Source organism: Pseudomonas gregormendelii (genome assembly GCF_017114825.1).
Lineage (GTDB): Bacteria > Pseudomonadota > Gammaproteobacteria > Pseudomonadales > Pseudomonadaceae > Aquipseudomonas > Aquipseudomonas gregormendelii.
In genome coordinates this window covers 101,372-123,377 of sequence record NZ_JADEVO010000004.1, presented here as the reverse complement: position 1 = coordinate 123,377, position 22,006 = coordinate 101,372, and the positions used below count along the sequence as shown (strand labels likewise).

Genomic DNA, 22,006 nt, shown 5'->3' with positions numbered 1-22,006 from the left:
TTGCGGACGCTTTTTTTTGTGCCTGGCCTTTGACCGCGTCAGCGTTCATCGCGGGCAAGCCTTGCCCGCGATGGCGCCGGTACAGGCGCCGCCGCATTCAAGGCGCGAACGGCATCACTCGCTTGTGATGGGTCTTGTTGTACGTTTCACAAATAATCCTGAACGCTTCCTCACGTACCGGCTCGCCATGCAGAAAAGCATCAATTTCGGCATAGGTCACCCCATGGGACGCCTCATCCGGCTTGCCCGGGGACAGGTCCTCGAGATCGGCAGTGGGGATCTTCTCCACCAGCGATTCCGGTGCGCCAAAGCTGCGGGCGATGCTGCGCACCTGGTTTTTCACCAGCCCGCTCAGTGGCGCCAGGTCGCAGGCGCCGTCACCAAACTTGGTGAAGAATCCCATCACCGCTTCCGCCGCATGGTCAGTGCCGATCACCAGGCCATGGGCCGCGCCGGCGATGGTGTATTGGGCGACCATGCGCATACGCGCCTTGGTGTTGCCCAGCACAAAGTCGACCGACACCGCGTGTTTGCCTTCGAACGCTGCGACTTCGCTGGCCAGCGCCTTGACTGCCGGGCCAATGTTCACGGTGTGGCGCTCATCCGGTTCGATGAAATCCACCGACGCCTGGGCATCGTGTTCGTCGAACTGGGTCTCGTAGGGCAGGCGGACGGCAATGAACTTGTAGCTGTCGTCACCGGTGCTGTCGCGCAACTCGCGCATGGCACGCTGGGCCAACAGGCCGGCGGTGAGGGAATCAACGCCGCCGCTGATCCCCAGCACCAGGGCCTTGAGCCCGGAATTGACCAGGCAATCCTGAATGAACGTGATCCGTCGAGCGACTTCAGCCTCAAGGGCGGCATCGTCGGCGAATGGTGGTTGAACCTTGAGCTGCTCAGCAATCTCACGCTGTACGGCCTGCATGAATTCACTCCTTGCTTGATGTGCTGGAAAGGGCGGCAGGAACTTTGAAAACGTGTCGCAAATAGGCGACGAAGTTGGGGTCTTTGCAGTGGGTCTTGCCCGGTTCATCGGAAATCTTGGCCACCGGCTGACCGTTGCAGGCGGCCATTTTAAGCACGATGCTCATCGGTTCAACCCCTGGAATATCGCAGGTCAGGTTGGTGCCGATGCCAAAGCTGACATTGATCCGCCCGCGCAGCGCCCGGAATATTTCCAGGGACTTGGGCAGCGTCAGGCTGTCGGAGAACACCAGGGTCTTGCTCATCGGGTCGATGCCGAGCTTGTGGTAGTGGGCGATGGCTTTTTCCGCCCAGATTATCGGATCCCCGGAGTCGTGGCGCAGGCCATCGAAAAGCTTGGCGAAGTACAGGTCGAAATCGCCCAGGAAGGCATCGGTGGTAATGCAGTCAGTCAGTGCGATGCCGAGCAGGCCCCGATACTCGCGGACCCAGCAATCCAGCGCGGCAATCTGGCTGTCGATCAGGCGCGGTCCGAGTTGCTGGTGCGCCATGATCCATTCGTGGGCCATGGTGCCCAAGGGCTTCATGTCCAGCTCCCGGGACAGGTGGACGTTACTGGTGCCGACAAAACGCCCGGGAAAGTCGTGCTTGAGCACGTTCACCACTTCTTCCTGAACCCGGTAGGAAAACCTGCGGCGGGTGCCGAAATCGGCGACCTGCAGCTCGGATAACTCATCGGCAGCAGCATTGGCCGTCAGCCAGTCGAATTTGCGATAAAGCTGCTCGCGCGCCTGTTCCAGGACGACTTCCCGGTACCGATAGCGGTTGCGCACTTCGCTGACGATGGACAGCAGCGGTACTTCGAACAAAATCACATGCAGCCAGGGCCCGCGCAGACGGATGAACAGCTCGCCGTTCTCGATCCCGGTGTGCACGTAGCGCAGGTTGAAACGAAACAGTCCGAGAAAGCGCAGGAAATCCGGTTTCATGAAGCTGATGCGCTCCATGAAACCCAGTTGATCGGCGGTCAGGCTCAGCTCGGCGAGGCGCTCGATCTGAAAGCGAATCTCGGCCAGGTACGGGCGCAGATCCTCGCTGTTGCGGCAACGAAACTCCCATTCCACTTCCACGTTCGGGTAATTGTGCAGCACCGCCTGCATCATCGTCAGTTTGTAGAAGTCGGTGTCGAGCAGGTTCTGCACGATGCGATCGGCAAATACGCTGTCGCTCATAACGGGGTTCTCCAGGCTGGCCGCGGCCTGTGGCGGCGACATTGCAGCTGATTCAATGAATGGGGCTAGTGGCGCATATCAACGGCAGTTATTGCCAGCGATTTTTTAGACGCTGGAGATCCCGTGGGAGCGAGCCTGCTCGCGATAGCGGTGTGTCAGTCACCTGAATGTCGGATGTGTCGACGCTATCGCGAGCAGGCTCGCTCCCGCAGAAGACGGTGTGATGCCTCAGTTTTGCGGCATTTCCGGGCTATCAATCTGCTCCAGCATCCACTTCACGAAATCGCGCACCTTCGGCACGTCCGCCGAATGTTCCGGGTATGCCAGGTAGTAAGAATCAGTGCTGGGCATCGCATGCTTCCAGGGTATGACCAGTTTGCCGTCGGCCAATTCCTCTTCCACCAGAAACCTGGGCAACAACGCCACGCCACAGCCTACCTGGGCGGCGCGGATGCACATGTAGAAGGTTTCGAAGCGCGGCCCGTGGTAGCTGTGTTCGGTGTGATAGCCCTGACTGTCGAACCAGTCGTGCCAGGCCTGTGGCCGGGAGGCGTTTTGCAGCAGGACCAGGTCAGCGAGCTGGGTTGGGTCGGTGAAAGGTGTGGCCGGAAGGCTGCCCGGGGCACACACCGGAACCAGCTCCTCGCTGAACAGCTTCAGGCATTCGGTGCCCGGGCGTGACCCTTGGCCAAAGTAGAACGCCAGGTCGCTGCGGCCTTGCAGCAAATCATCGGCTTCCTGTTCGCTGCACAGGTCCAGATGGATCGACGGATGCCGCAGGCGCCAGCCTTTCAGGCGCGGCACCAGCCAGCGCGCGCCAAAGGTCGGCGGCGTCGAGACCCGCAGGACTTCGGTTTCTCCACCGTAGGAACGCAGATAATGGGTCGACATCTCGACCTGAGTGAGGATTTTTCGTACCTCCACCAAGTACAGATCGCCTGCCGGAGTCATCTGCAGGCGGCGACGCACCCGGCGAAACAGCAGGTGTTGCAATAACTCTTCAAGTTGCGCCACCTGTTTGCTAACGGCGCTTTGGGTCAGGTTCAGCTCTTCGGCGGCCCGGGTGAAGCTCAAATGCCGGGTGACAGCCTCGAAACACTGCAGCGCGGTGATCGATGGCAGGTAGCGTTTGTTCAGCATGGGCGATCCTTTCTTCTTGTCTCTTTATTGCCAGCAATGCACAGCATGAATAAACGGAATGATATCTCTCTTAAAGGTCGTTTGTTGAGTAACCTCCGGAAAGCTAAAACTACAGGCCTGATCAGCCGTGATCGTGCGGCTGCACACGTTCTGTCTTTTGTTTGAGGAGTGACCCATGGTTGCCGCATTGCTTGATCGTCTTGGTGTAAACCCGGCCCTGTACCAGAACGGCAAAGTGCCGGTGCACTCACCGATCGATGGCAGCCAGATTGCTGCCGTCAACTGGGAAGGGGCTGCCGAAGTCGAGCAGCACATCAGTCGTGCCGATCATGCGTTCGAATTGTGGCGCAAGGTGCCGGCACCGCGCCGGGGCGAATTGGTGCGCCAACTGGGTGACATTCTTCGCGAATACAAGGCCGACCTCGGCGAGCTGGTGTCGTGGGAAGCGGGCAAGATCACCCAGGAAGGCCTGGGTGAAGTTCAGGAAATGATCGATATTTGCGATTTCGCTGTCGGTTTGTCACGACAGCTGTACGGTTTGACCATCGCCTCCGAGCGCCCGGGCCACCACATGCGTGAGACCTGGCATCCGCTGGGCGTGGTCGGGGTGATCAGCGCGTTCAACTTCCCGGTGGCCGTCTGGGCCTGGAACACCACCCTGGCACTGGTGTGCGGTAACCCGGTGATCTGGAAGCCGTCCGAGAAAACTCCGCTGACCGCCCTGGCATGCCAGGCACTGTTTGATCGGGTGCTGAAAAACTTCAGCGACGCACCGCCGCATTTGAGCCAGGTCATCATTGGCGGTCGCGATGCCGGTGAAGCCTTGGTGGATGACCCGCGCGTGGCGTTGGTCAGCGCCACCGGCAGCACCCGCATGGGCCGCGAAGTGGCCCCGAAAATCGCTGCGCGTTTTGCCCGCAGCATCCTTGAGCTGGGCGGCAACAATGCGATGATCCTTGGCCCAAGTGCCGACCTGGACATGGCCGTGCGCGCCATCCTGTTCAGTGCTGTCGGCACCGCCGGCCAGCGCTGCACCACCTTGCGCCGCCTGATTGCCCATGAATCGGTCAAAGAAGAGATCGTGACCCGCCTGAAAGCCGCTTACTCAAAAGTGCGCATCGGCAACCCGCTGGAAGGCAACCTGATTGGCCCGCTGATCGACAAGCACAGCTTCGAGAACATGCAGGACGCGCTGGAGCAGGCTTTGAGCGAAGGTGGCCGGGTATTCGGCGGCAAGCGCCAGCTGGAAGACCAATACCCGAACGCCTATTACGTTCAGCCTGCGATCGTCGAGATGCCGGAGCAGAGCGATGTAGTGTGCAGCGAAACCTTCGCACCGATTCTCTACGTGGTCGGTTACAAGGATTTCGAGGAAGCCTTGCGCCTGAACAATGCAGTGCCTCAAGGCCTGTCTTCGTGCATCTTCACCACTGACGTGCGCGAAGCCGAGCAATTCATGTCAGCGGTCGGCAGCGACTGTGGTATTGCCAACGTCAACATCGGCCCGAGCGGCGCGGAAATCGGTGGCGCATTTGGTGGCGAGAAAGAGACCGGCGGCGGACGCGAGTCGGGCTCGGATGCATGGCGCGGTTATATGCGTCGCCAGACCAATACCGTGAACTATTCGCTGGAGTTGCCGTTGGCTCAGGGGATCACGTTTGACTAAGTGATGGTGGTGAGCTTGAAAAGATCGCAGCCTTCGGCAGCTCCTACAGGATCGTGCCTGGCTGCGGTTGTGTAGGAGCTGCCGAAGGCTGCGATCTTTTGATGTGTTGGTTAGGTTTCTGTTGGAGTCTGGCAATGCCGCTACGCGAAGAATGTCTGTGGGAAAAACTGACGCCGCAAAGGCCCGACAATGCTTCGCTCAAAGGCGAGGTCAAGGCCGATGTCTGCGTGATTGGCGCGGGCTTCACCGGGCTGTCGGCGGCGGTGCATCTGCTGGAGCAGGGCAAGACGGTCTGTGTGCTGGAAGCGCATCGGGCCGGGCATGGCGGTTCCGGGCGTAACGTCGGCCTGGTCAACGCCGGTATGTGGATCCCGCCTGACGAGATCGAAGCCGGGTTCGGCGAGGCAGTGGGCAGTCAGCTCAATCGCATGCTCGGTGCAGCGCCGTCCCTGGTGTTCAGCCTGGTCGACAAGTACAACATCGATTGCCAATTGCGCCGCGAAGGCACGCTGCACATGGCGCATAACGCCCGTGGCGAAGCGGATCTGCGCAGTCGTGAAGAACAATGGAAACGTCGCGGCGCGCCTGTGGAATTGTTGACAGGCCAGGCCTGCGAGCAAGCCACCGGTACCCGCAAAATTGCCGCCGCACTGCTGGATCGGCGTGCCGGTACGATTAACCCGATGGCCTACACCAGTGGCCTGGCCAAGGCAGCCATTGGCCTGGGCGGGCAGCTGTTCGACCATTCAGCGGTGACTCGGCTGGAGCGTCAGGGCCAGAAATGGTCGGTGCAGACTGCGCAGGGTTCGGTGTTGGCCGAACAGGTGGTCATCGCGTCCAACGCCTACACCGAGGGCGACTGGACCGAACTGCGGCGTAATTTCTTTCCCGGTTATTACTACCAGGTGGCGTCAGTCCCGCTGACTGAAGAAGCCGCGCAACAGATCCTGCCCGGTGGCCAGGGGTCCTGGGATACCCGGCAAGTGCTCAGCAGTATTCGTCGCGATAAAGACGGGCGTCTGCTGCTCGGTAGCCTCGGCAACGGCAATCAAAAGCCGGTGTGGTTCCTCAAGGCGTGGGCGGATCGGGTACAGCAGCATTACTTCCCCTATCTCAAGCCGGTGGAGTGGGAGTGCACCTGGACCGGCTGCATCGCCTTCACCCCGGATCACCTGATGCGCCTGTTCGAACCAGCGCCCGGAATAGTGGCAGTCACCGGATACAACGGGCGCGGGGTCACCACGGGGACGGTGGTTGGCAAGGCGTTTGCCGATTACCTGTGTAACGGCAATCCTCAGGCGTTGCCGATTCCGTTTGCACCCATGCAACCCCTGACAGGCGTGGGCATACGCAGTTGCCTCTACGAGGCGGGCTTCTCGCTGTATCACGCAGGCCAGTGCCTGCGCATCGTCATTTGATTGTTGAAAGATGTTACTGAAAAGCGGCGCTTTTTCGAGCAGCGACTAGCCTGTAATGGTGCGGGTTGTAGCAGTCCCGCACCAGCGGTGTGCACTTCGGTGACGCACGATGTTACAGGCTGGTTGCACGTCGTTTGGTGTCGCGGTTGCAATGATGGCGCGGGCGGGTTGCGCCTTCGGGAATTAATGGTTTTACCTTCTGCGGTTTAGACGGTTGCACGCCCAATGAAGACGGGTTCAAAACAGTCGGAATAACAATAACTCAGCGACTTTTTCAAGAATAAAAAACCGATGGCACGGCCCTTGCTCTGAGCATTCAGTGAAGTCGCAGTGCCAACTAAAAAAAACCTTGGAGCACCACCTCATGTCCCAGACGTTTTACAAGAAAGGCTTTCTGGCCCTCGCAGTGGCAGCTGCGTTGGGTGTTTCTGCGTTTGCACAAGCTGATGTGAAAATCGGTGTGGCGGGTCCCATGACTGGCGCTAACGCGGCATTTGGCGAGCAGTACATGAAGGGTGCACAGGCTGCGGCCGATGCGGTCAACGCAGCAGGCGGTGTCAACGGGGAAAAAATCGTACTGGTGAAGGGCGATGACGCCTGCGAACCGAAACAGGCTGTGACGGTCGCCAAGGACCTGACCAACCAGAAAGTGGCAGGCGTGGTCGGCCATTTCTGCTCCTCGTCGACAATCCCGGCTTCCGAGATCTACGACGAAGCGGGCATTATCGCCATCACCCCGGGTTCCACCAACCCACAGGTGACCGAGCGCGGCTTGAGCGCCATGTTCCGTATGTGCGGGCGTGACGACCAGCAGGGCATCGTCGCTGGCGATTACATTGTCGATGTGCTCAAGGGCAAAAAAGTGGTCGTGCTGCACGACAAGGACACCTACGGCCAGGGCCTGGCTGATGCTACCAAGGCTCAACTGGTCAAGCGCGGCGTTACGCCAGTGCTGTATGAAGGCCTGACCCGCGGCGAAAAAGACTTCAGCACCATTGTTACCAAAGTCCGCGGCGCTGGCGCCGATGTCGTTTACTTCGGTGGCCTGCACCCTGAAGCCGGTCCTCTGGTTCGCCAGCTGCGTGAGCAAGGCCTGAAAGACGTCAAGTTCATGTCCGATGACGGCATCGTGACCGACGAACTGGTGACCACCGCTGGCGGTCCGCAATTCGTTGATGGCGTGCTGATGACTTTCGGCGCTGATCCGCGCCTGCTGCCAGACAGCAAGGCTGTGGTGGATGCGTTCCGCAAAGCTGGCACCGAGCCTGAAGGCTACACCCTGTACGCCTACGCTTCGGTTCAGACCCTGGCGGCAGCGTTCAACGGCGCCAAGTCCAACAGTGGCGAAAAAGCGGCTGAGTGGCTGAAGAAGAACCCGGTCAAGACTGTCATGGGTGAAAAGACCTGGGACAGCAAGGGCGACCTGAAAGTCTCCGACTACGTGGTTTACCAGTGGGACAAGGATGGCAAATACCACCAGCTGGAAAAACAGAAGTAAGGGCTGACTCGATCGGCTGAATCCACAGTTCCCCTGTAGGAGCGAGCTTGCTCGCGATGACGGACTGACAGGCAACGCATTCGTTGAATGTTAAACCGCAATCGCGAGCAAGCTCGCTGCTACAGGGGGGCTGTGGTGTGAAGTCTGATCCTGACTGACATTGCTCCGACGTATATCTGTATTTTCCTTAGAAGAACCGCGCACCGACGGTGCGCAGGTTCTCACTGCGTGAGATTGCGTTATGGATGGTATTTTCCTGCAGCAACTGGTCAACGGCCTGACCCTCGGGTCGGTCTATGGCCTGATCGCCATCGGCTACACAATGGTCTATGGCATCATTGGCATGATCAACTTCGCCCATGGCGAGGTTTACATGATTTCCGCTTACCTCGCGGCGATCAGTCTGGCTCTGCTGGCATACTTCGGTATTGAATCCTTCCCGCTGCTGATGCTCGGCACGCTGATCTTCACCATCATCGTCACGGCGGTGTATGGCTGGGTCATCGAGCGCGTCGCCTATAAACCCCTGCGTAACTCCACCCGCCTGGCACCGCTGATCAGCGCCATCGGCATCTCCCTGATCCTGCAAAACTATGCACAGATCGCCCAGGGCGCCAAGCAACAAGGCGTACCCACCCTGCTTACGGGGGCCTGGCGTGTCGAGGTCGGCACAGGTTTTGTGCAACTGACCTACACCAAGGTGTTCATTCTGGTCGCAGCATTTGCCGGCATGGCGTTGCTGACCTACATCATCAAGTACACCAAGCTCGGCCGCATGTGCCGCGCGACCCAGCAAGACCGCAAGATGGCCTCGATCCTGGGGATCAACACCGACCGGGTGATTTCCTACGTGTTCATCATCGGTGCAGCCATGGCAGCCCTGGCCGGCGTGCTGATCACCATGAACTACGGCACTTTCGACTTCTATGCCGGCTTCATCATCGGGATCAAGGCGTTTACCGCTGCGGTACTCGGCGGGATTGGCTCGCTACCGGGAGCGATGCTCGGCGGGATCATTCTCGGGATCTCCGAGTCGCTGTTCTCCGGCCTGGTCAACTCGGACTACAAAGACGTCTTCAGCTTCTCGCTGCTCGTTCTCGTTCTGGTCTTTCGGCCCCAAGGCCTGCTCGGCCGTCCTCTTGTGTCGAAGGTGTAAGCGATGTCTTCAACCACTAAAAAAACCATTGATCTCAAAAGAAGCCTGGTTGACGCGATTCTTGCCGGTCTGGTTGCCCTGATTGTGTTCGGCCCGATTGTCGGCGTGGTCCTCGACGGATACGGCTTCAATCTGGAAACGACGCGCGTGGCCTGGATTGTCGCGATCGTCATGGCGGGGCGCTTTGCCCTGAGCCTGTTCCTGCAGACCCCCAAAGGCCTGAAAATCCTCGAAGGTTTTGAAAGCACTGGCTCCGGCGTGCACGTGCTGCCACCGGATTACAAATCACGGTTGCGCTGGATAATCCCGCTGTTGATTGTCATCGCCGTAGTCTTCCCGTTTTTCTCCAACTCCTACCTGCTGGGCGTGGTCATCCTCGGCCTGATCTACGTGCTGCTCGGCCTCGGCTTGAACATCGTGGTCGGTCTGGCCGGCCTGCTCGACCTGGGCTACGTGGCGTTCTACGCCATTGGCGCCTACGGCCTGGCACTCGGTTACCAGTACCTGGGCCTGGGCTTCTGGACGGTACTGCCGCTGGCGGCGATCATGGCGGGCCTGGCCGGTTGCATCCTCGGTTTCCCGGTATTGCGCCTGCACGGCGACTACCTGGCGATCGTGACCCTGGGTTTTGGTGAAATCATCCGGCTGGTCCTCAACAACTGGCTGTCGTTGACCGGTGGCCCGAACGGCATGGCTGCACCTCTGCCGACGTTCTTCGGCCTGGAGTTCGGCAAGCGCGCCAAAGATGGCGGGGTGCCTTTCCACGAGTTCTTCGGCATCGCCTACAACCCGGACGTGAAGTACTACTTCATCTATGCGGTGTTGTTCCTGGTGGTCCTGGCCGTGCTGTACATCAAGCATCGGCTGGTCAAGATGCCTGTCGGCCGTGCCTGGGAAGCCTTGCGCGAAGATGAAATCGCCTGCCGGTCCATGGGCCTGAACCACGTACTGGTCAAGCTCTCGGCGTTTACCATCGGTGCGTCGACTGCGGGTCTGGCCGGGGTGTTCTTTGCCACTTACCAAGGCTTCGTCAACCCGACCTCGTTCACCTTCTTCGAATCGGCGCTGATCCTGGCCATCGTGGTCCTGGGTGGGATGGGCTCGACCATCGGCGTGGTGATTGCAGCCTTCGTGCTGACCGTTGCGCCGGAGCTGCTGCGTGGGTTCGCAGAGTACCGGGTGCTGCTGTTCGGCATCCTGATGGTGTTGATGATGATCTGGCGACCGCGCGGCCTGATCCGGATCAGCCGTACCGGTGTGACCCCGCGTAAAGGAGTAGCGCCATGAGCGAAGTCGTCCTCTCGGTCGAAAAACTGATGATGCACTTTGGCGGCATCAAGGCGTTGAGCGATGTCAGCCTCAAAGTGCACCGCAACTCGATCTTCGCCCTGATCGGCCCCAACGGCGCAGGCAAGACGACGGTGTTCAACTGCCTTACCGGCTTCTACAAGGCGTCTGGCGGCAAAATCGAGCTCAATGTGCGGGGTGAACGCACCAACGTCATCCAGCTGCTTGGGGAGTCTTTCAAACCGACCGATTTCGTGTCGCCGAAATCTTTCCTCAGCCGCATGTACTACAAGATGTTCGGCGGCACCCACTTGGTGAACCGTGCCGGCCTGGCGCGCACTTTCCAGAACATTCGCCTGTTCAAGGAAATGTCGGTGCTGGAAAACCTCCTGGTGGCCCAGCACATGTGGGTCAACCGCAATATGCTGGCCGGCATCCTGAACACCAAGGGTTACCGCAAGGCGGAAAGTGATGCCCTGGACCATGCGTTCTACTGGCTGGAGGTCGTGGACCTGGTGGATTGCGCCAACCGCCTGGCCGGCGAGTTGTCCTATGGCCAGCAACGCCGTCTGGAAATTGCCCGGGCCATGTGCACGCGGCCGCAGATCATCTGCCTCGACGAACCGGCCGCCGGCCTCAACCCTCAGGAAACCGAAGCGCTGAGCGCGATGATCCGGCTGCTGCGCGACGAGCATGATCTGACCGTGGTGCTGATCGAACACGACATGGGCATGGTAATGAGCATTTCCGACCACATTGTGGTGCTGGACCACGGCATCGTCATTGCCGAAGGCGGACCGGAAGCGATTCGCAACGATCCGAAAGTGATTGCGGCCTACCTGGGCGCTGATGAAGAGGAGTTGGTATGACTCAACCGATCCTCGAGCTAAAGGAGCTGGACGTGTTCTACGGGCCGATCCAGGCCCTGAAAAAAGTCTCGCTGCACATCAACGAAGGTGAAACCGTCAGCCTCATCGGCTCCAACGGTGCCGGCAAGTCGACCCTGCTGATGTCAATCTTCGGCCAGCCCCGTGCGGCTGACGGACAGATCATCTACCAGGGCGTCGACATCACCCATAAGTCGTCCCACTACATTGCGTCCCACGGCATTGCGCAGTCGCCGGAAGGCCGGCGGGTGTTCCCCGACATGACCGTCGAGGAAAACCTGCTGATGGGCACCATTCCGATTGGCGACAAGTACGCCAAAGAAGACATGCAGCGCATGTTCGAGCTGTTTCCGCGGCTCGAAGAGCGGCGTACCCAGCGGGCCATGACCATGTCCGGCGGCGAGCAGCAAATGCTCGCCATCGCCCGGGCGTTGATGAGCCGGCCGAAGTTGCTGCTGCTGGATGAGCCGAGCCTGGGCCTGGCGCCGATTGTGGTGAAGCAGATCTTCTCGACCTTGCGAGAGTTGGCGAGTACCGGCATGACCATTTTCCTGGTCGAGCAGAACGCCAACCATGCGTTGAAGCTGTCGGACCGGGCGTACGTGATGGTCAACGGTGAGATCCGCCTCACAGGCACCGGCAAGGAGCTGCTGGTGAACGAGGAGGTGCGCAACGCTTATCTGGGCGGGCATTGATTCATTGCCGAGATATCAACAGCCCCGACGAGCGATCGTCGGGGCTTTTTTATCTTCACTGCTGCCGGACCCTGTGGGAGTGCGCCTGCTCGCGACAGGGGAATGTCAGTCGAAAAATGTCCCGCAGGACGACCGCTATCGCGAGCAGGCTCGCTCGCGCAGGTGCAGGGTGCGCGGTATTTCGAAATTGTGGAAAACAATATTCACGAGCTCTTAAACCGCGACATAAAGCCGCTGCAAATAGTTGTTTTGTCACGGTTTTGACTTGTCCCCGTTTGCTGTGGAACTGGCTGTGAATAACGTGGGAGTAGCTGGCTGAGAGCCACGGTAATCAAGGCCTGTAGCAAGGTGGTTGTTATTTGATCAGGCATTTTTGGCGGTGGATTGGCCGGCTTTGTCAACCATTTTGTTGGACGTTGAATGGGTCTAAATCCAAGCCGGTCACCCTGTGGATAAGTCTGTGGTTAAACTCTGGAAAGACTCGGCTGAGGGCCGTAGTTACTGGCTTGGAGCCATCGTCTATTACGCAGCTGGATCGTGCAAAATGCCATGGGCTACAACGCCCGTGGTCGAGGGTCAAGCTAAAAACTTTGCGATCTGCCCGCAAAGCCTTGTACACAGCGGCTTGCGGCTTTTTGACTTGCCCCCGTTAACTGTGGACCTGCCTGTGGATAACGTGCGCGTACATGGCTGCAAGCCAGGCAGGCCATGGCTTGGCGCTGGTTGGTCGTTTTTTGTACAGTGGCTCGATGTTGCCGGTGCCTGCAAGGCAGGGCATGCTGCCGGCTGATTATCTATTCCAATGGCTGTTCGTCAGCCGAAGCTAGGAGAACACGATGTCCGACACCCTGTTTATCACCGGCGCTACTTCCGGTTTTGGTGAAGCCTGTGCCCGTCGTTTTGCCGAGGCGGGCTGGAAACTGGTGCTGACCGGCCGTCGTGAGGAACGCCTCAACGCCCTATGTGCCGAATTGTCCAAGCAGACCGAGGTACACGGCCTGGTGCTGGATGTGCGGGATCGCCAGGCCATGGAGGACGCGATTGCCAACTTGCCGCCGTCTTTCGCCACATTGCGCGGCCTGATCAACAATGCGGGCCTGGCTTTAGGGGTCGATCCTGCGCCCAAGTGTGATCTCGATGACTGGGACACCATGGTCGACACCAACGTCAAGGGCTTGATGTACAGCACCCGCCTGCTGTTACCGCGCCTGATCGCTCACGGTCGTGGTGCTGGCATCATCAACGTGGGCTCCGTTGCCGGTAACTACCCGTATCCGGGCAGCCACGTGTATGGCGCAACCAAGGCCTTCGTCAAACAGTTCTCGCTGAGCCTGCGCTGCGACCTCCAGGGCACTGGCGTGCGCGTGAGCAACATCGAGCCGGGCATGTGCGAAAGCGAGTTTTCGCTGGTGCGTTTCGCGGGTGACCAGGAGCGCTACAACGCGACCTACGCCGGCGCCGAGGCGATTCAACCGCAGGACATCGCCGATACTATTTTCTGGGTGCTTAATGCGCCGGCGCACATCAACATCAATAGTCTTGAGCTGATGCCGGTGAGCCAGACCTGGGCTGGGTTTGCCATTCATCGTGATGGCGGCAAGGCTTGATCCTGAGTGATGGCCATCGCGAGCAAGCTTTGCTCCCACGGGAGAAAGCTTGCTCGCAGTGAAGGCTGTCACCTGCAGGAGCAAAGCTTGCTCGCGATGACGGCTGCCGGATTAGCCCAGATAGTCCGCCAGCCCGCGATAACAGGTCGCCAGATGATAGGGCGTGGTTGAAGGCATATCCTTGCGGCTCACCTGGCCCAGTTCATCACGACACTCATGCCAGCCTCCGGCATGCAGGAAGTTCTGCTGCAAGGCCAGGAGTTGACGCTGCACTGCGGCTTCGGCGTCTGGCCTCAAGGTCAGCGCACGCAGGTATTCCGCCTGGGCCCAGATGCGCTGGGTGGCGTCCCTGGCCTTGCCGTTAAGGTCGAGCATGGCCTTGACGGCGCCTGAGTGTGGATCCACCCCCGATTGTTCGGTGAAGGCGAACGCCCGCTCCAGTGAGCCGTGCAGCTGCGAGCCGCGCAGCCGCGGTGACGATTCGAGCAGGAAGTACCATTCAAACTGGTGCCCCGGTTCATACCAGTTATCCACAGCGCCCAGCGGCTTTTCCATCAGTACGCCTTGCTGCGGATCGATGAAACGTTGCTGCATGGCTGTGCATAACGTCACCAGCATGCTTTGCACAGCGTCGTCCTGGCGTGCCGCCAGCGTCGCCAGGAAGGCTTCTGCCAAGTGCATCAGGGGATTCTGCAAGGGCCCGGTTTGCAGCGATGACCAGTCGCGCTCCAGACACGCCTCGTACAGGCCGTCGCCTGTTGCGAAGCGCTGCGCAATCACCTCCAGCGCGGTATCGAGCAGGTGCCCGACTGAAGGCTCGCGCACCTTGTCCCAGTAGTGTGCACAGGCGAACAGGATGAACGCGTGGGTGTAGAGGTCTTTGCGCTGGTCCAGTGGCGCGCCCAGCGCGTCGATGCTGTAGAACCAGCCACCGTGTTCGGCGTCGTGGAAGTGTCGTTGCAGAGAACTGAACAGCTGCGCGCTGCGTTCTTCGGCGGCAGGCACCTGGCCGATCAGGCTGGAAAACACATACAGCTGCCGCGCGCACGCCATCGCCCGATAACGCTGCGGTGGCAGTGGCGAGTGTTCGGCATCCAGTGCCTCGTAGGGCAGGGCCAGTTCAGCGTTCCAGCCGGGGCCTTGCCACAGTGGCACGATCACTTCCTGGAAATGCTGCTGCACCGAGGCGAACAGGGCGGTCAATTCTGGCTGGGAGGCGGAGCGGGAAACAGGCTGCATTGGCTGGCGTCGTCACGGCAGGGGCGATTGCGCGACATGTTAGCAGGCCTGAGAGATGCGGTGTCTGTCAGGCCGCCATCGCGGGCAAGCCCGGCTCCCACAGAACCAGGGCCGGAATCCGGTTAGGGGTATTCACAACCCCCTAGGGGATCCGGCCTGGAACCCCATTGTCCGTCTCCAGCAAACCCTGTGGGAGCCGAGCTTGCTCGCGATGAGGCCTGCCCAGGCCATACAGAACTCAGCCCGCCAGCAACCAGGCCCCGGTCACCGCCGAGGCCGCACCTGCCAGCCTGACCAGTGGCGCCGCTGCCTGCGGCAACACTCGAACCACCGCATAACCTGCGGCATGCAATGCCGCCGTCGCCAGGACAAATCCGGCCGCGTAAGTCCATGGGCTGGACATGTCGGGCAGTTCCAGGCCATGGGCCACGCCATGAAACAGTGCAAACAAAGCCGTTGCCCCGACCGCCAGGGCCAAAGGTGGACGTACCGCCAAGGCCACTGCCAGACCCAGGGCCAGCACCGACGTCGCGATCCCGCTTTCCAGCACAGGCATATTCAGTCCTTCAAACCCCAATACCCCGCCAAGCAACATGGTGCCAACGAAAGTGCAAGGCAGTGCCCAGCGCGCGGCGCCTTGCTGCTGCGCCGCCCACAAACCCACAGCAACCATCGCCAGCAAGTGATCAAGGCCACCGATCGGGTGGCTGATACCCGCGATCCATCCATTGTCGCCATGGCCCGGGTGGGCAAAGGCGACAGCCGGGGTCAGCAGCAGCGCGATGGCGCCGAGAATGCGTTTGAGTGTCATGTAGAGCTTCCTTGTTGAAAATGTGAAAGGGTCAGGCGGCGGTCAGCAGGCCCTGACGCTCGATGAAAGCGATGATTTCTTCCAGGCCCTGGCCGGTTTTCTGGTTGCTGAAGACGAACGGCTTGCCGTTACGCATGCGTGTGGTATCGCTGTCCATCAACGTCAAGGACGCGCCTACCAATGGCGCGAGATCGATCTTGTTGATCACCAGCAAGTCGGACTTACAGATCCCCGGCCCGCCCTTGCGTGGCAGCTTGTCGCCGGCCGATACGTCGATCACGTAGATGGTCAGGTCGGACAGCTCGGGGCTGAAGGTTGCCGAAAGGTTGTCGCCGCCGGACTCCACCAGGATCAGATCCAGGCCCGGGAAACGCCGGTTCAACTGATCCACCGCCTCAAGATTGATCGAAGCGTCCTCGCGGATTGCGGTGTGCGGGCAGCCGCCGGTTTCCACGCCAATGATGCGTTCCGGGGCCAAGGCTTCGTTGCGCACCAGGAAATCGGCATCTTCGCGGGTATAGATATCGTTGGTCACCACTGCGAGGTTGTAGCGATCACGCAGGGCCAGGCACAGGGCCAGGGTCAGGGCCGTTTTGCCGGAGCCGACCGGGCCGCCAATGCCTACGCGCAAGGGTTGTGTATTCATGTGATTCTCCTAGGAACGGAATAGACGGCTGTACTGGCGCTCGTGGGCCATACACGCCAGGGACAGGCCGAAAGCGGCACTGCCAACGTGTTCGGGGGTGATTCGGGTTGCGTGTTGCTGCGCTTCTTGCAGCAACGGCAGCAGCTGGCTGGTCAGGCGTTGCGCGGCTTGCTGGCCGAGCGGCAGGGTTTTCATCAACACCGCCAATTGGTTTTCCAGCCAGCTCCACAGCCAGGCGGCCAAAGCGTCCTGCGGGCTGATCTGCCAGGCGCGAGCGGCCAAGGCCCAGCCCAGGGCCAGGTGGGGTTCCGGGCGCTGTGCAAGAAAGGCCCGTGCCGGTGGATCAAGCTCGGGCAAGCCATTGAGCAACTGCTGCAGGGAATAACCCATCTGCCGACTTTCCTGATGCAACTCGCGGGTTTCGCGGCTGGCGCGGTGTTCCTCGCAGCGTTGCAGCAATTCGTCCCAGTTGTCGGCGGCGGCCGCCTCGCAATGGGCCAGTAGCAGCGGCGCTTCAAAACGAGCCAGGTTGAGCAGCAACTGGTCGCTGATCCATTGGCGGGCGCTGTCCGGGTCATGGACCCGGCCATTGTCCACCGCCATTTCCAGTCCCTGGGAATAGCTGTAGCCGCCAATCGGCAATTGCGGACTGGCCAGGCGCAGCAGCGCCCAGGCCGGATTCATAAACGCACGCCGAACTGGTGCAGTTTCGGCGGGTAGTTGAAATCTTCATCACCGTGGCGCGAGTGGTGATGGCCGCCGCCGTAGGCGCCGTGTTCCGGCTGGAACGGCGCTTCGATGTTTTCGACATTGGCATCCAGCTGTTCAAGCATGGCTTTGAGCACGTAGTCGTCGAGCAGACGCAGCCAACCGTCGCCGACCTGCAGGGCAACGTGGCGATTGCCGAGGTGGTAGGCGGCACGGGTCAGTTCGAAGGCGTTGGCGCAGGTGACGTGCAGCAGTTGTTCGGGACGGGCGCAGACGCGCACGACGCGGCCGTCTTCAGCCTGCAGGCATTCGCCGTCATACAGCGGCGGCTGACCGCGTTCCAAAAACAACCCGACGTCTTCCTGTTCGGCACTGAAACAGCGCAAACGGCTTTTGCTCCGGGCTTCGAAGGTCAGGTGCAACTCGGCGGCCCAGACGGGTTGAGGGTCGATCCTGCGATGAATCACCAGCATCGGAAAGCTTCCAGCAATGAACGATAGTCATGCTAGAGCAAGGCGCTTGCCAGATCGGCGGCGTGTAGGAAATAGCTGTCGGAAACGTAGTAAATATCTTAACTAGTCGACTGTTTTGCCTGATATTGGTGCGCTGCATTTTGGTGCCGCACCATGTTGTGGCGATTTGCCTAAGTCACCTATTCGGTGCTGCCAAGCCCTTGCCAGTGCTTGAGGCCGATAAAAATGAAACGCAATTGCTGGGTAATTTTTGCCTGCGGCGTTAGGTGATCAGGCAGGGCTTGGGCCGGCGGGTCGATGATGTCCGGCAAAGTGGCAAATACGCTTTTGACGATCAGGTCGGCCATGACATTCAGGCCGGCGAGGTCCAGATGCTGCAGTTTCGGCATCAGGGACAGATCTGACGCCAGGTCTGAGCTGATGTCTTCACGCAAGCGGCCAATGGCCTGGCGCACCGGTAGCGAACCGCCATACTGCTCGCGCGCCAGAAACAGGAATTGCGAGCGATTGGCTGAAACTACGTCGAGAAATATGCGCACCGACGCATCGATAATGCCGCCCATGACAAACTCATTGTGGCGCACCAAGCGGATGGTTTCGCGGAAGGTCTGGCCGACTTCGCTGACCAGTACCAGGCCCAATTCATCCATGTCGGCGAAATGCCGATAAAACCCGGTTGGCACAATGCCGGCGGTCTTGGCCACTTCGCGCAGGCTCAGGCTGCCGAATCCGCGGCCGCATTCCATCAGGTGGCGGGCAGCGTCCATCAAGGCACTACGGGTTTGTTGTTTCTGTTCGGCGCGGGGCAGCATCGGCAGGGTGATTTCTGGACAGGGACAGCGACGCACTCTAGCAAATCGGCTTTGCCTGCGTCGAACGACTATCGAGGGGTAAAGCGGGGGATTTGCTACTTTCAGAAAGTCAAAAGCCCAATCGACAGACTGGGCTTTTTTTCAGGGCCGCCATGGGCTCAGCTCAAGGCGCTGTTGCGTTCGATGACACGGTCACCACCACCTTCGGCAAGCGTCTGGCCTTGTGGGGTACGATCGGAACCGTCGGCAGCCAGGGTTTGACCTTGTGGAGTGCGATCGGAACCGTCAGCAGCCAGGGTTTGACCTTGTGGCGTACGATCGGAACCGTCAGCAGCCAGGGTTTGGCCTTGTGGCGTACGATCCGAACCATCAGCAGCCAGGGTCTGGCCTTGTGGAGTGCGGTCCGAGCCGTCCTGGGTGATCAGGCCTTTTTCTTTCAAACGATCGTTACCGCCTTCAGCCAGGGTCTGGCCTTGTGGAGTGCGATCCGAACCGTCGGCAGCGATGGTTTGGCTGAATACCGAGCGGCTGTCTTTGACTTGTGGGGTAGCCTGGTCAGCAGCTGGCAGAGCGAAAGCGGTGCTGGCCAGCATGGAAAGGGTAAGGCTTAGCAGTAATTGGCGTTTCATGATGGGTTGCTCCTTGGGGGGGCGATAAAGTGGGTACGAGGTCAATGCTACTCTCGATAAGTCGATATAAAAGTTCATAAACGCAATGGTAATAATCAACGGAATTGATTGTTCTGCGAAATGGCTCTAGACCGGGCGTTTCCGGCGGGTGTTTTCGCACCGGGGTGGGTATTTTCGACTCACACGTGCGACGTAAAAGTGCGGTGTCGGTAACGCCTTATCGAGTGGGCAGTCTGTCCCGGGACGATTATTTGAGGATTAATCGGGATTTCGGTTAAACCTGCGGGCCATTTTTCAGTCGTAGATCTCATGACAGGCCGGTTCTGGCCTGCATTTCAAAACGTGCGTCGCGGTCAGGGCGCTCAGTCGTATCAAGGAGCCCTGTGCAATGACGCGCACTCGAAAAGTAATTGCCTGGACCCTCGCCAGCTTGTTAGTCCTGCTGGCGGTGCTGGTTTTGATCATCGTGTTCTTCGATTGGAACCGCATTAAACCCCCGCTCAATGCCAAGGTGTCCGAGGAGTTGCACCGTCCGTTCGCCATCAACGGCAACCTGGCTGTGGTCTGGCAGCGCGAGCCCGAGGAAGGCGGCTGGCGCGCGTGGGTGCCCTGGCCGCATGTGGTGGCCGAGGACCTGAGCCTGGGCAACCCCGAGTGGTCGAAGCAGCCCCAGATGGTCACGCTCAAGCGCGTGGAGTTGCGCATTTCGCCCCTGGCCTTGCTGGCGCAGCGTGTGGTCATCCCGAGAATTGACCTGACCGGGCCCAATGCCGATCTGCAGCGCCTGGCCGACGGTCGTGCGAACTGGACGTTCCAGTTCGATCCCAAGGATCCCGATGCCGAACCGTCCAGTTGGGTGGTGGACATTGGCGCCATTGGTTTCGACAAGGGCCACGTTACCCTCGATGACCAGAGCCTGAAAACCCAACTTGATGTGCTGATCGACCCACTTGGCAAGCCAATCCCGTTCAGCGATATCGTCGGCGAAAAGGCGGCAAAGACTGCGCAGGACAAGGGCGCTGCGCCGCAGGATTACGCGTTTGGTATCAAGGTAAAGGGTCAATATCACCAGCAAAAGCTCAACGGCGAAGGCAAGATCGGCGGCTTGCTGGCGTTGCAGGACTCAGACAGACCGTTTCCACTGCAGGCCAAGGTCAATATTGCCGACACCCGGGTGGAACTCGCCGGCACCCTGACCGATCCGCTTAACCTTGGCGCACTGGATCTACGCCTGAAGCTGGCGGGCGCGAGCCTGGGCAACCTGTATCCACTGACGGGCGTCACACTTCCGGACACCCCGCCTTATGCTACGGACGGCCATTTGATCGCCAAGCTGCATGAGCCTGGCGGTGCGCTGTTCCGCTATGAAGAATTCAACGGCAAGATTGGCGAAAGCGATATTCACGGCAGCCTGGCCTACCTGGCCGGTAAGCCACGGCCCAAACTCAGCGGCGCACTGGTTTCCAACCAATTGCTGTTTGCCGACCTCGCGCCGCTGATTGGTGCGGATTCCAACGCCAAACAGAAAGCACGTGGTGGCGAAAGCAAGCAGCCGACCGACAAGGTGCTGCCGGTCGAGGAGTTCAAGACTGAACGCTGGCGCGACATGGACGCGGATGTCGAATTCACCGGCAAGCGCATCGTCCACAGCGAAAAACTGCCCTTTAACGACCTGTACACCCACCTGGTGCTTACCGACGGAGTGCTCAGCCTGGAACCCCTGCGTTTCGGCGTGGCGGGCGGCAAGCTGGATGCGCAGATTCGCCTGAACGGCCGTACCGAGCCCCTGGAGGGCCAGGCAAAGCTGACCGCGCGGGGCTTCAAGCTCAAGGAGCTGTTCCCGACCTTCGAACCGATGAAAACCAGTTTCGGCGAGCTTAATGGCGATGCCGACATCACCGGGCGGGGCAATTCGGTCGCCAAACTCCTCGCGACCTCCAACGGCAATCTGAAGATGCTGATCAACGATGGTGCGATCAGTCGTGAGCTGATGGAACTGGCCGGATTGAATGTGGGTAACTATATAGTCGGCAAGATCTTTGGTGACAAAGAGGTGAAGATCAACTGCGCGGCTGCCGACTTCGATATCAAGACGGGCCTGGCGACGACGCGCCTGTTTGTATTTGATACCGAGAACGCGATCATCTATATCGATGGCACGGCAAACATGGCGACCGAGCAACTGGACCTGGCGATTACCCCGGAATCCAAGGGCTGGCGCTTGATCTCCCTGCGATCTCCCCTGTACGTGCGGGGCAAGTTCATAAAGCCGGATGCGGGTGTGAAGGCGGTACCACTGTTATTGCGTGGTGCCGGCATGGTGGCCCTGGGTGTGATAGCCGCCCCGGCCGCCGGCTTGCTGGCACTGATTGCACCTAGCGGGGGTGAGCCGAATCAGTGCGCGCCACTGCTTGAGCAGATGAAGGCGGGCAAGGCGCCGAAAACTGTAAAGAACTAGGCTGGTGTTGAGGAAGGGCGAGCCTTATCGTCGCTTGGGGGCGATAAGGCTCGTGGGGTTAGAGGTCCTTCAAAATATCGGCCATGTCATCCGCGTGCTCTTCTTCCTGAGCCAGGATGTCTTCGAAAATACGCCGGGTAGTCGGGTCTTTCTCTCCAATGTATTGAATGATTTCCCTGTAGCTATCTATCGCAATTCGCTCGGCCACCAGGTCTTCATAGACCATCTCTTTCAGTGAGTTGCCAGCGACGTATTGCGCATGAGAATTGCGGGACAGCATGTCAGGGTTGAATTCCGGTTCGCCACCCAGTTGCACAATGCGCTCGGCAAGCCTGTCGGCGTGCTGGCCTTCCTGTTTGGCGTGTTCGAGAAACTCCTCGGCCGCAACGTGGGCTTTCAAGCCGTTGGCCATGAAGTAGTGGCGCTTGTAACGCAACACGCACACCAGTTCAGTGGCCAGCGACTCGTTGAGCAGGCGCAGCACTTCGTCGAGGTTGGCGCTGTAGCTTTCGGTCACCGCACCGTTTTCGACGTTCTGCCGGGCGCGGGCGCGCAGGGTGGTTACATCAGACAAATGCATGTCGCTCATCTCGTTCTCCTGGAGGCTAATCCGGTTGGCGTCACGGCTCTGGGGGACGTGATCGCTACTTAAAGTGTGAGTAATGAGTGCGGTGAAAAGTTTTACGGGATTGTCGGCTGTCCGTCCGATGCGCTCTGACG

Annotated in this window: 20 protein-coding genes; 9 read left to right on the top strand and 11 right to left on the bottom strand. The window is 59.7% G+C overall.

Annotated features, from left to right (window positions below; genetic code table 11):
* Positions 1 to 97: 97 nt before the first annotated feature.
* From nadE to IMW75_RS04695, 3 genes are all read right to left on the bottom strand, one after another.
* Positions 98 to 925: an ammonia-dependent NAD(+) synthetase gene (gene nadE / locus IMW75_RS04705; protein WP_045058932.1), complete on the bottom strand. Its 828-nt coding sequence runs from the start codon at positions 923 to 925 to the stop codon at positions 98 to 100.
* A gap of 4 nt (positions 926 to 929) precedes the next feature.
* Positions 930 to 2,156 carry a nicotinate phosphoribosyltransferase gene (pncB, locus tag IMW75_RS04700; RefSeq protein ID WP_045058954.1) on the bottom strand — a complete coding sequence of 409 codons (1,227 nt, stop codon included), beginning with the start codon at positions 2,154 to 2,156 and terminating at the stop codon, positions 930 to 932.
* A 228-nt stretch (positions 2,157 to 2,384) separates the two neighbouring features.
* Positions 2,385 to 3,296, bottom strand: a complete 912-nt coding sequence (locus tag IMW75_RS04695) for a LysR family transcriptional regulator (protein WP_045058933.1) — start codon at positions 3,294 to 3,296, stop codon at positions 2,385 to 2,387.
* A gap of 175 nt (positions 3,297 to 3,471) precedes the next feature.
* Here IMW75_RS04695 and amaB point away from each other — a divergent pair, with 175 nt between their 5' ends.
* From amaB to IMW75_RS04655, 8 genes are all read left to right on the top strand, one after another.
* Complete coding sequence (gene amaB, locus IMW75_RS04690; protein WP_045058934.1) at positions 3,472 to 4,962, top strand: L-piperidine-6-carboxylate dehydrogenase; 1,491 nt, start codon at positions 3,472 to 3,474, stop codon at positions 4,960 to 4,962.
* Between the two features lie 134 nt (positions 4,963 to 5,096).
* On the top strand, positions 5,097 to 6,380 hold the full coding sequence (gene amaA / locus IMW75_RS04685) for an L-pipecolate oxidase (protein WP_045058935.1): 1,284 nt from the start codon (positions 5,097 to 5,099) through the stop codon (positions 6,378 to 6,380).
* 364 nt (positions 6,381 to 6,744) lie between these two features.
* A complete protein-coding gene (locus tag IMW75_RS04680; protein WP_045058936.1) occupies positions 6,745 to 7,878 on the top strand; it encodes a branched-chain amino acid ABC transporter substrate-binding protein in 1,134 nt (377 codons plus the stop codon).
* 241 nt (positions 7,879 to 8,119) lie between these two features.
* Positions 8,120 to 9,034, top strand: coding sequence for an ABC transporter permease subunit (locus IMW75_RS04675; protein ID WP_045058937.1), 915 nt, complete (start codon positions 8,120 to 8,122; stop codon positions 9,032 to 9,034).
* A gap of 3 nt (positions 9,035 to 9,037) precedes the next feature.
* Positions 9,038 to 10,321 (top strand): high-affinity branched-chain amino acid ABC transporter permease LivM, encoded by a 1,284-nt coding sequence (livM, locus tag IMW75_RS04670; RefSeq protein WP_045058938.1) that lies wholly within the window; start codon positions 9,038 to 9,040, stop codon positions 10,319 to 10,321.
* Positions 10,318 to 11,190, top strand: coding sequence for an ABC transporter ATP-binding protein (locus tag IMW75_RS04665; RefSeq protein ID WP_045058939.1), 873 nt, complete (start codon positions 10,318 to 10,320; stop codon positions 11,188 to 11,190). The genes livM and IMW75_RS04665 overlap by 4 nt, the downstream gene beginning before the upstream one ends.
* Positions 11,187 to 11,903 carry an ABC transporter ATP-binding protein gene (locus IMW75_RS04660; protein WP_122841576.1) on the top strand — a complete coding sequence of 239 codons (717 nt, stop codon included), beginning with the start codon at positions 11,187 to 11,189 and terminating at the stop codon, positions 11,901 to 11,903. Before IMW75_RS04665 ends, IMW75_RS04660 begins: the two co-directional genes overlap by 4 nt.
* Before the next feature lie 836 nt (positions 11,904 to 12,739).
* On the top strand, positions 12,740 to 13,510 hold the full coding sequence (locus IMW75_RS04655; protein WP_045058941.1) for an SDR family oxidoreductase: 771 nt from the start codon (positions 12,740 to 12,742) through the stop codon (positions 13,508 to 13,510).
* Positions 13,511 to 13,621: 111 nt separating this feature from the next.
* Here the strand turns inward: IMW75_RS04655 and IMW75_RS04650 are convergent, their stop codons facing one another.
* The 7 genes from IMW75_RS04650 to IMW75_RS04620 all read right to left on the bottom strand — a co-directional run bounded on the left by IMW75_RS04650 (position 13,622) and on the right by IMW75_RS04620 (position 18,828).
* On the bottom strand, positions 13,622 to 14,749 hold the full coding sequence (locus IMW75_RS04650) for an AGE family epimerase/isomerase (protein ID WP_205892002.1): 1,128 nt from the start codon (positions 14,747 to 14,749) through the stop codon (positions 13,622 to 13,624).
* A gap of 238 nt (positions 14,750 to 14,987) precedes the next feature.
* Positions 14,988 to 15,560 (bottom strand): HupE/UreJ family protein, encoded by a 573-nt coding sequence (locus tag IMW75_RS04645; RefSeq protein WP_205892001.1) that lies wholly within the window; start codon positions 15,558 to 15,560, stop codon positions 14,988 to 14,990.
* Between the two features lie 31 nt (positions 15,561 to 15,591).
* Positions 15,592 to 16,206, bottom strand: a complete 615-nt coding sequence (ureG, locus tag IMW75_RS04640) for an urease accessory protein UreG (RefSeq protein ID WP_047536839.1) — start codon at positions 16,204 to 16,206, stop codon at positions 15,592 to 15,594.
* Between the two features lie 9 nt (positions 16,207 to 16,215).
* Positions 16,216 to 16,890, bottom strand: a complete 675-nt coding sequence (locus IMW75_RS04635; RefSeq protein WP_205892000.1) for an urease accessory protein UreF — start codon at positions 16,888 to 16,890, stop codon at positions 16,216 to 16,218.
* Complete coding sequence (gene ureE, locus IMW75_RS04630) at positions 16,887 to 17,387, bottom strand: urease accessory protein UreE (protein ID WP_205891999.1); 501 nt, start codon at positions 17,385 to 17,387, stop codon at positions 16,887 to 16,889. Before ureE ends, IMW75_RS04635 begins: the two co-directional genes overlap by 4 nt.
* Before the next feature lie 179 nt (positions 17,388 to 17,566).
* Positions 17,567 to 18,199 carry a TetR family transcriptional regulator gene (locus IMW75_RS04625; protein WP_205891998.1) on the bottom strand — a complete coding sequence of 211 codons (633 nt, stop codon included), beginning with the start codon at positions 18,197 to 18,199 and terminating at the stop codon, positions 17,567 to 17,569.
* A gap of 158 nt (positions 18,200 to 18,357) precedes the next feature.
* Positions 18,358 to 18,828 (bottom strand): hypothetical protein, encoded by a 471-nt coding sequence (locus IMW75_RS04620; RefSeq protein ID WP_122841588.1) that lies wholly within the window; start codon positions 18,826 to 18,828, stop codon positions 18,358 to 18,360.
* Between the two features lie 388 nt (positions 18,829 to 19,216).
* Here IMW75_RS04620 and IMW75_RS04615 point away from each other — a divergent pair, with 388 nt between their 5' ends.
* On the top strand, positions 19,217 to 21,286 hold the full coding sequence (locus tag IMW75_RS04615) for an AsmA family protein (RefSeq protein ID WP_205891997.1): 2,070 nt from the start codon (positions 19,217 to 19,219) through the stop codon (positions 21,284 to 21,286).
* A gap of 58 nt (positions 21,287 to 21,344) precedes the next feature.
* On the opposite strand, the gene IMW75_RS04610 is transcribed toward IMW75_RS04615, so the two are convergent.
* Positions 21,345 to 21,875, bottom strand: coding sequence for a ferritin-like domain-containing protein (locus IMW75_RS04610; RefSeq protein WP_205891996.1), 531 nt, complete (start codon positions 21,873 to 21,875; stop codon positions 21,345 to 21,347).
* Positions 21,876 to 22,006: the final 131 nt, after the last annotated feature.

What these genes read in the sequence shown, in the direction of transcription:
- IMW75_RS04650 (WP_205892002.1), bottom strand. Translation starts at nt 14,749, where the DNA reads ATGCAGCCTGTTTCCCGCTCCGCCTCCCAGCCAGAATTGACCGCCCTG.
- IMW75_RS04615 (WP_205891997.1), top strand. Translation starts at nt 19,217, where the DNA reads ATGACGCGCACTCGAAAAGTAATTGCCTGGACCCTCGCCAGCTTGTTA.
- IMW75_RS04665 (WP_045058939.1), top strand. Translation starts at nt 10,318, where the DNA reads ATGAGCGAAGTCGTCCTCTCGGTCGAAAAACTGATGATGCACTTTGGC.
- livM (WP_045058938.1), top strand. Translation starts at nt 9,038, where the DNA reads ATGTCTTCAACCACTAAAAAAACCATTGATCTCAAAAGAAGCCTGGTT.
- ureG (WP_047536839.1), bottom strand. Translation starts at nt 16,206, where the DNA reads ATGAATACACAACCCTTGCGCGTAGGCATTGGCGGCCCGGTCGGCTCC.
- IMW75_RS04660 (WP_122841576.1), top strand. Translation starts at nt 11,187, where the DNA reads ATGACTCAACCGATCCTCGAGCTAAAGGAGCTGGACGTGTTCTACGGG.
- ureE (WP_205891999.1), bottom strand. Translation starts at nt 17,387, where the DNA reads ATGCTGGTGATTCATCGCAGGATCGACCCTCAACCCGTCTGGGCCGCC.
- amaB (WP_045058934.1), top strand. Translation starts at nt 3,472, where the DNA reads ATGGTTGCCGCATTGCTTGATCGTCTTGGTGTAAACCCGGCCCTGTAC.
- IMW75_RS04680 (WP_045058936.1), top strand. Translation starts at nt 6,745, where the DNA reads ATGTCCCAGACGTTTTACAAGAAAGGCTTTCTGGCCCTCGCAGTGGCA.
- IMW75_RS04655 (WP_045058941.1), top strand. Translation starts at nt 12,740, where the DNA reads ATGTCCGACACCCTGTTTATCACCGGCGCTACTTCCGGTTTTGGTGAA.
- IMW75_RS04610 (WP_205891996.1), bottom strand. Translation starts at nt 21,875, where the DNA reads ATGAGCGACATGCATTTGTCTGATGTAACCACCCTGCGCGCCCGCGCC.
- amaA (WP_045058935.1), top strand. Translation starts at nt 5,097, where the DNA reads ATGCCGCTACGCGAAGAATGTCTGTGGGAAAAACTGACGCCGCAAAGG.
- pncB (WP_045058954.1), bottom strand. Translation starts at nt 2,156, where the DNA reads ATGAGCGACAGCGTATTTGCCGATCGCATCGTGCAGAACCTGCTCGAC.
- IMW75_RS04635 (WP_205892000.1), bottom strand. Translation starts at nt 16,890, where the DNA reads ATGAATCCGGCCTGGGCGCTGCTGCGCCTGGCCAGTCCGCAATTGCCG.
- IMW75_RS04620 (WP_122841588.1), bottom strand. Translation starts at nt 18,828, where the DNA reads ATGAAACGCCAATTACTGCTAAGCCTTACCCTTTCCATGCTGGCCAGC.
- nadE (WP_045058932.1), bottom strand. Translation starts at nt 925, where the DNA reads ATGCAGGCCGTACAGCGTGAGATTGCTGAGCAGCTCAAGGTTCAACCA.
- IMW75_RS04695 (WP_045058933.1), bottom strand. Translation starts at nt 3,296, where the DNA reads ATGCTGAACAAACGCTACCTGCCATCGATCACCGCGCTGCAGTGTTTC.
- IMW75_RS04625 (WP_205891998.1), bottom strand. Translation starts at nt 18,199, where the DNA reads ATGCTGCCCCGCGCCGAACAGAAACAACAAACCCGTAGTGCCTTGATG.
- IMW75_RS04645 (WP_205892001.1), bottom strand. Translation starts at nt 15,560, where the DNA reads ATGACACTCAAACGCATTCTCGGCGCCATCGCGCTGCTGCTGACCCCG.
- IMW75_RS04675 (WP_045058937.1), top strand. Translation starts at nt 8,120, where the DNA reads ATGGATGGTATTTTCCTGCAGCAACTGGTCAACGGCCTGACCCTCGGG.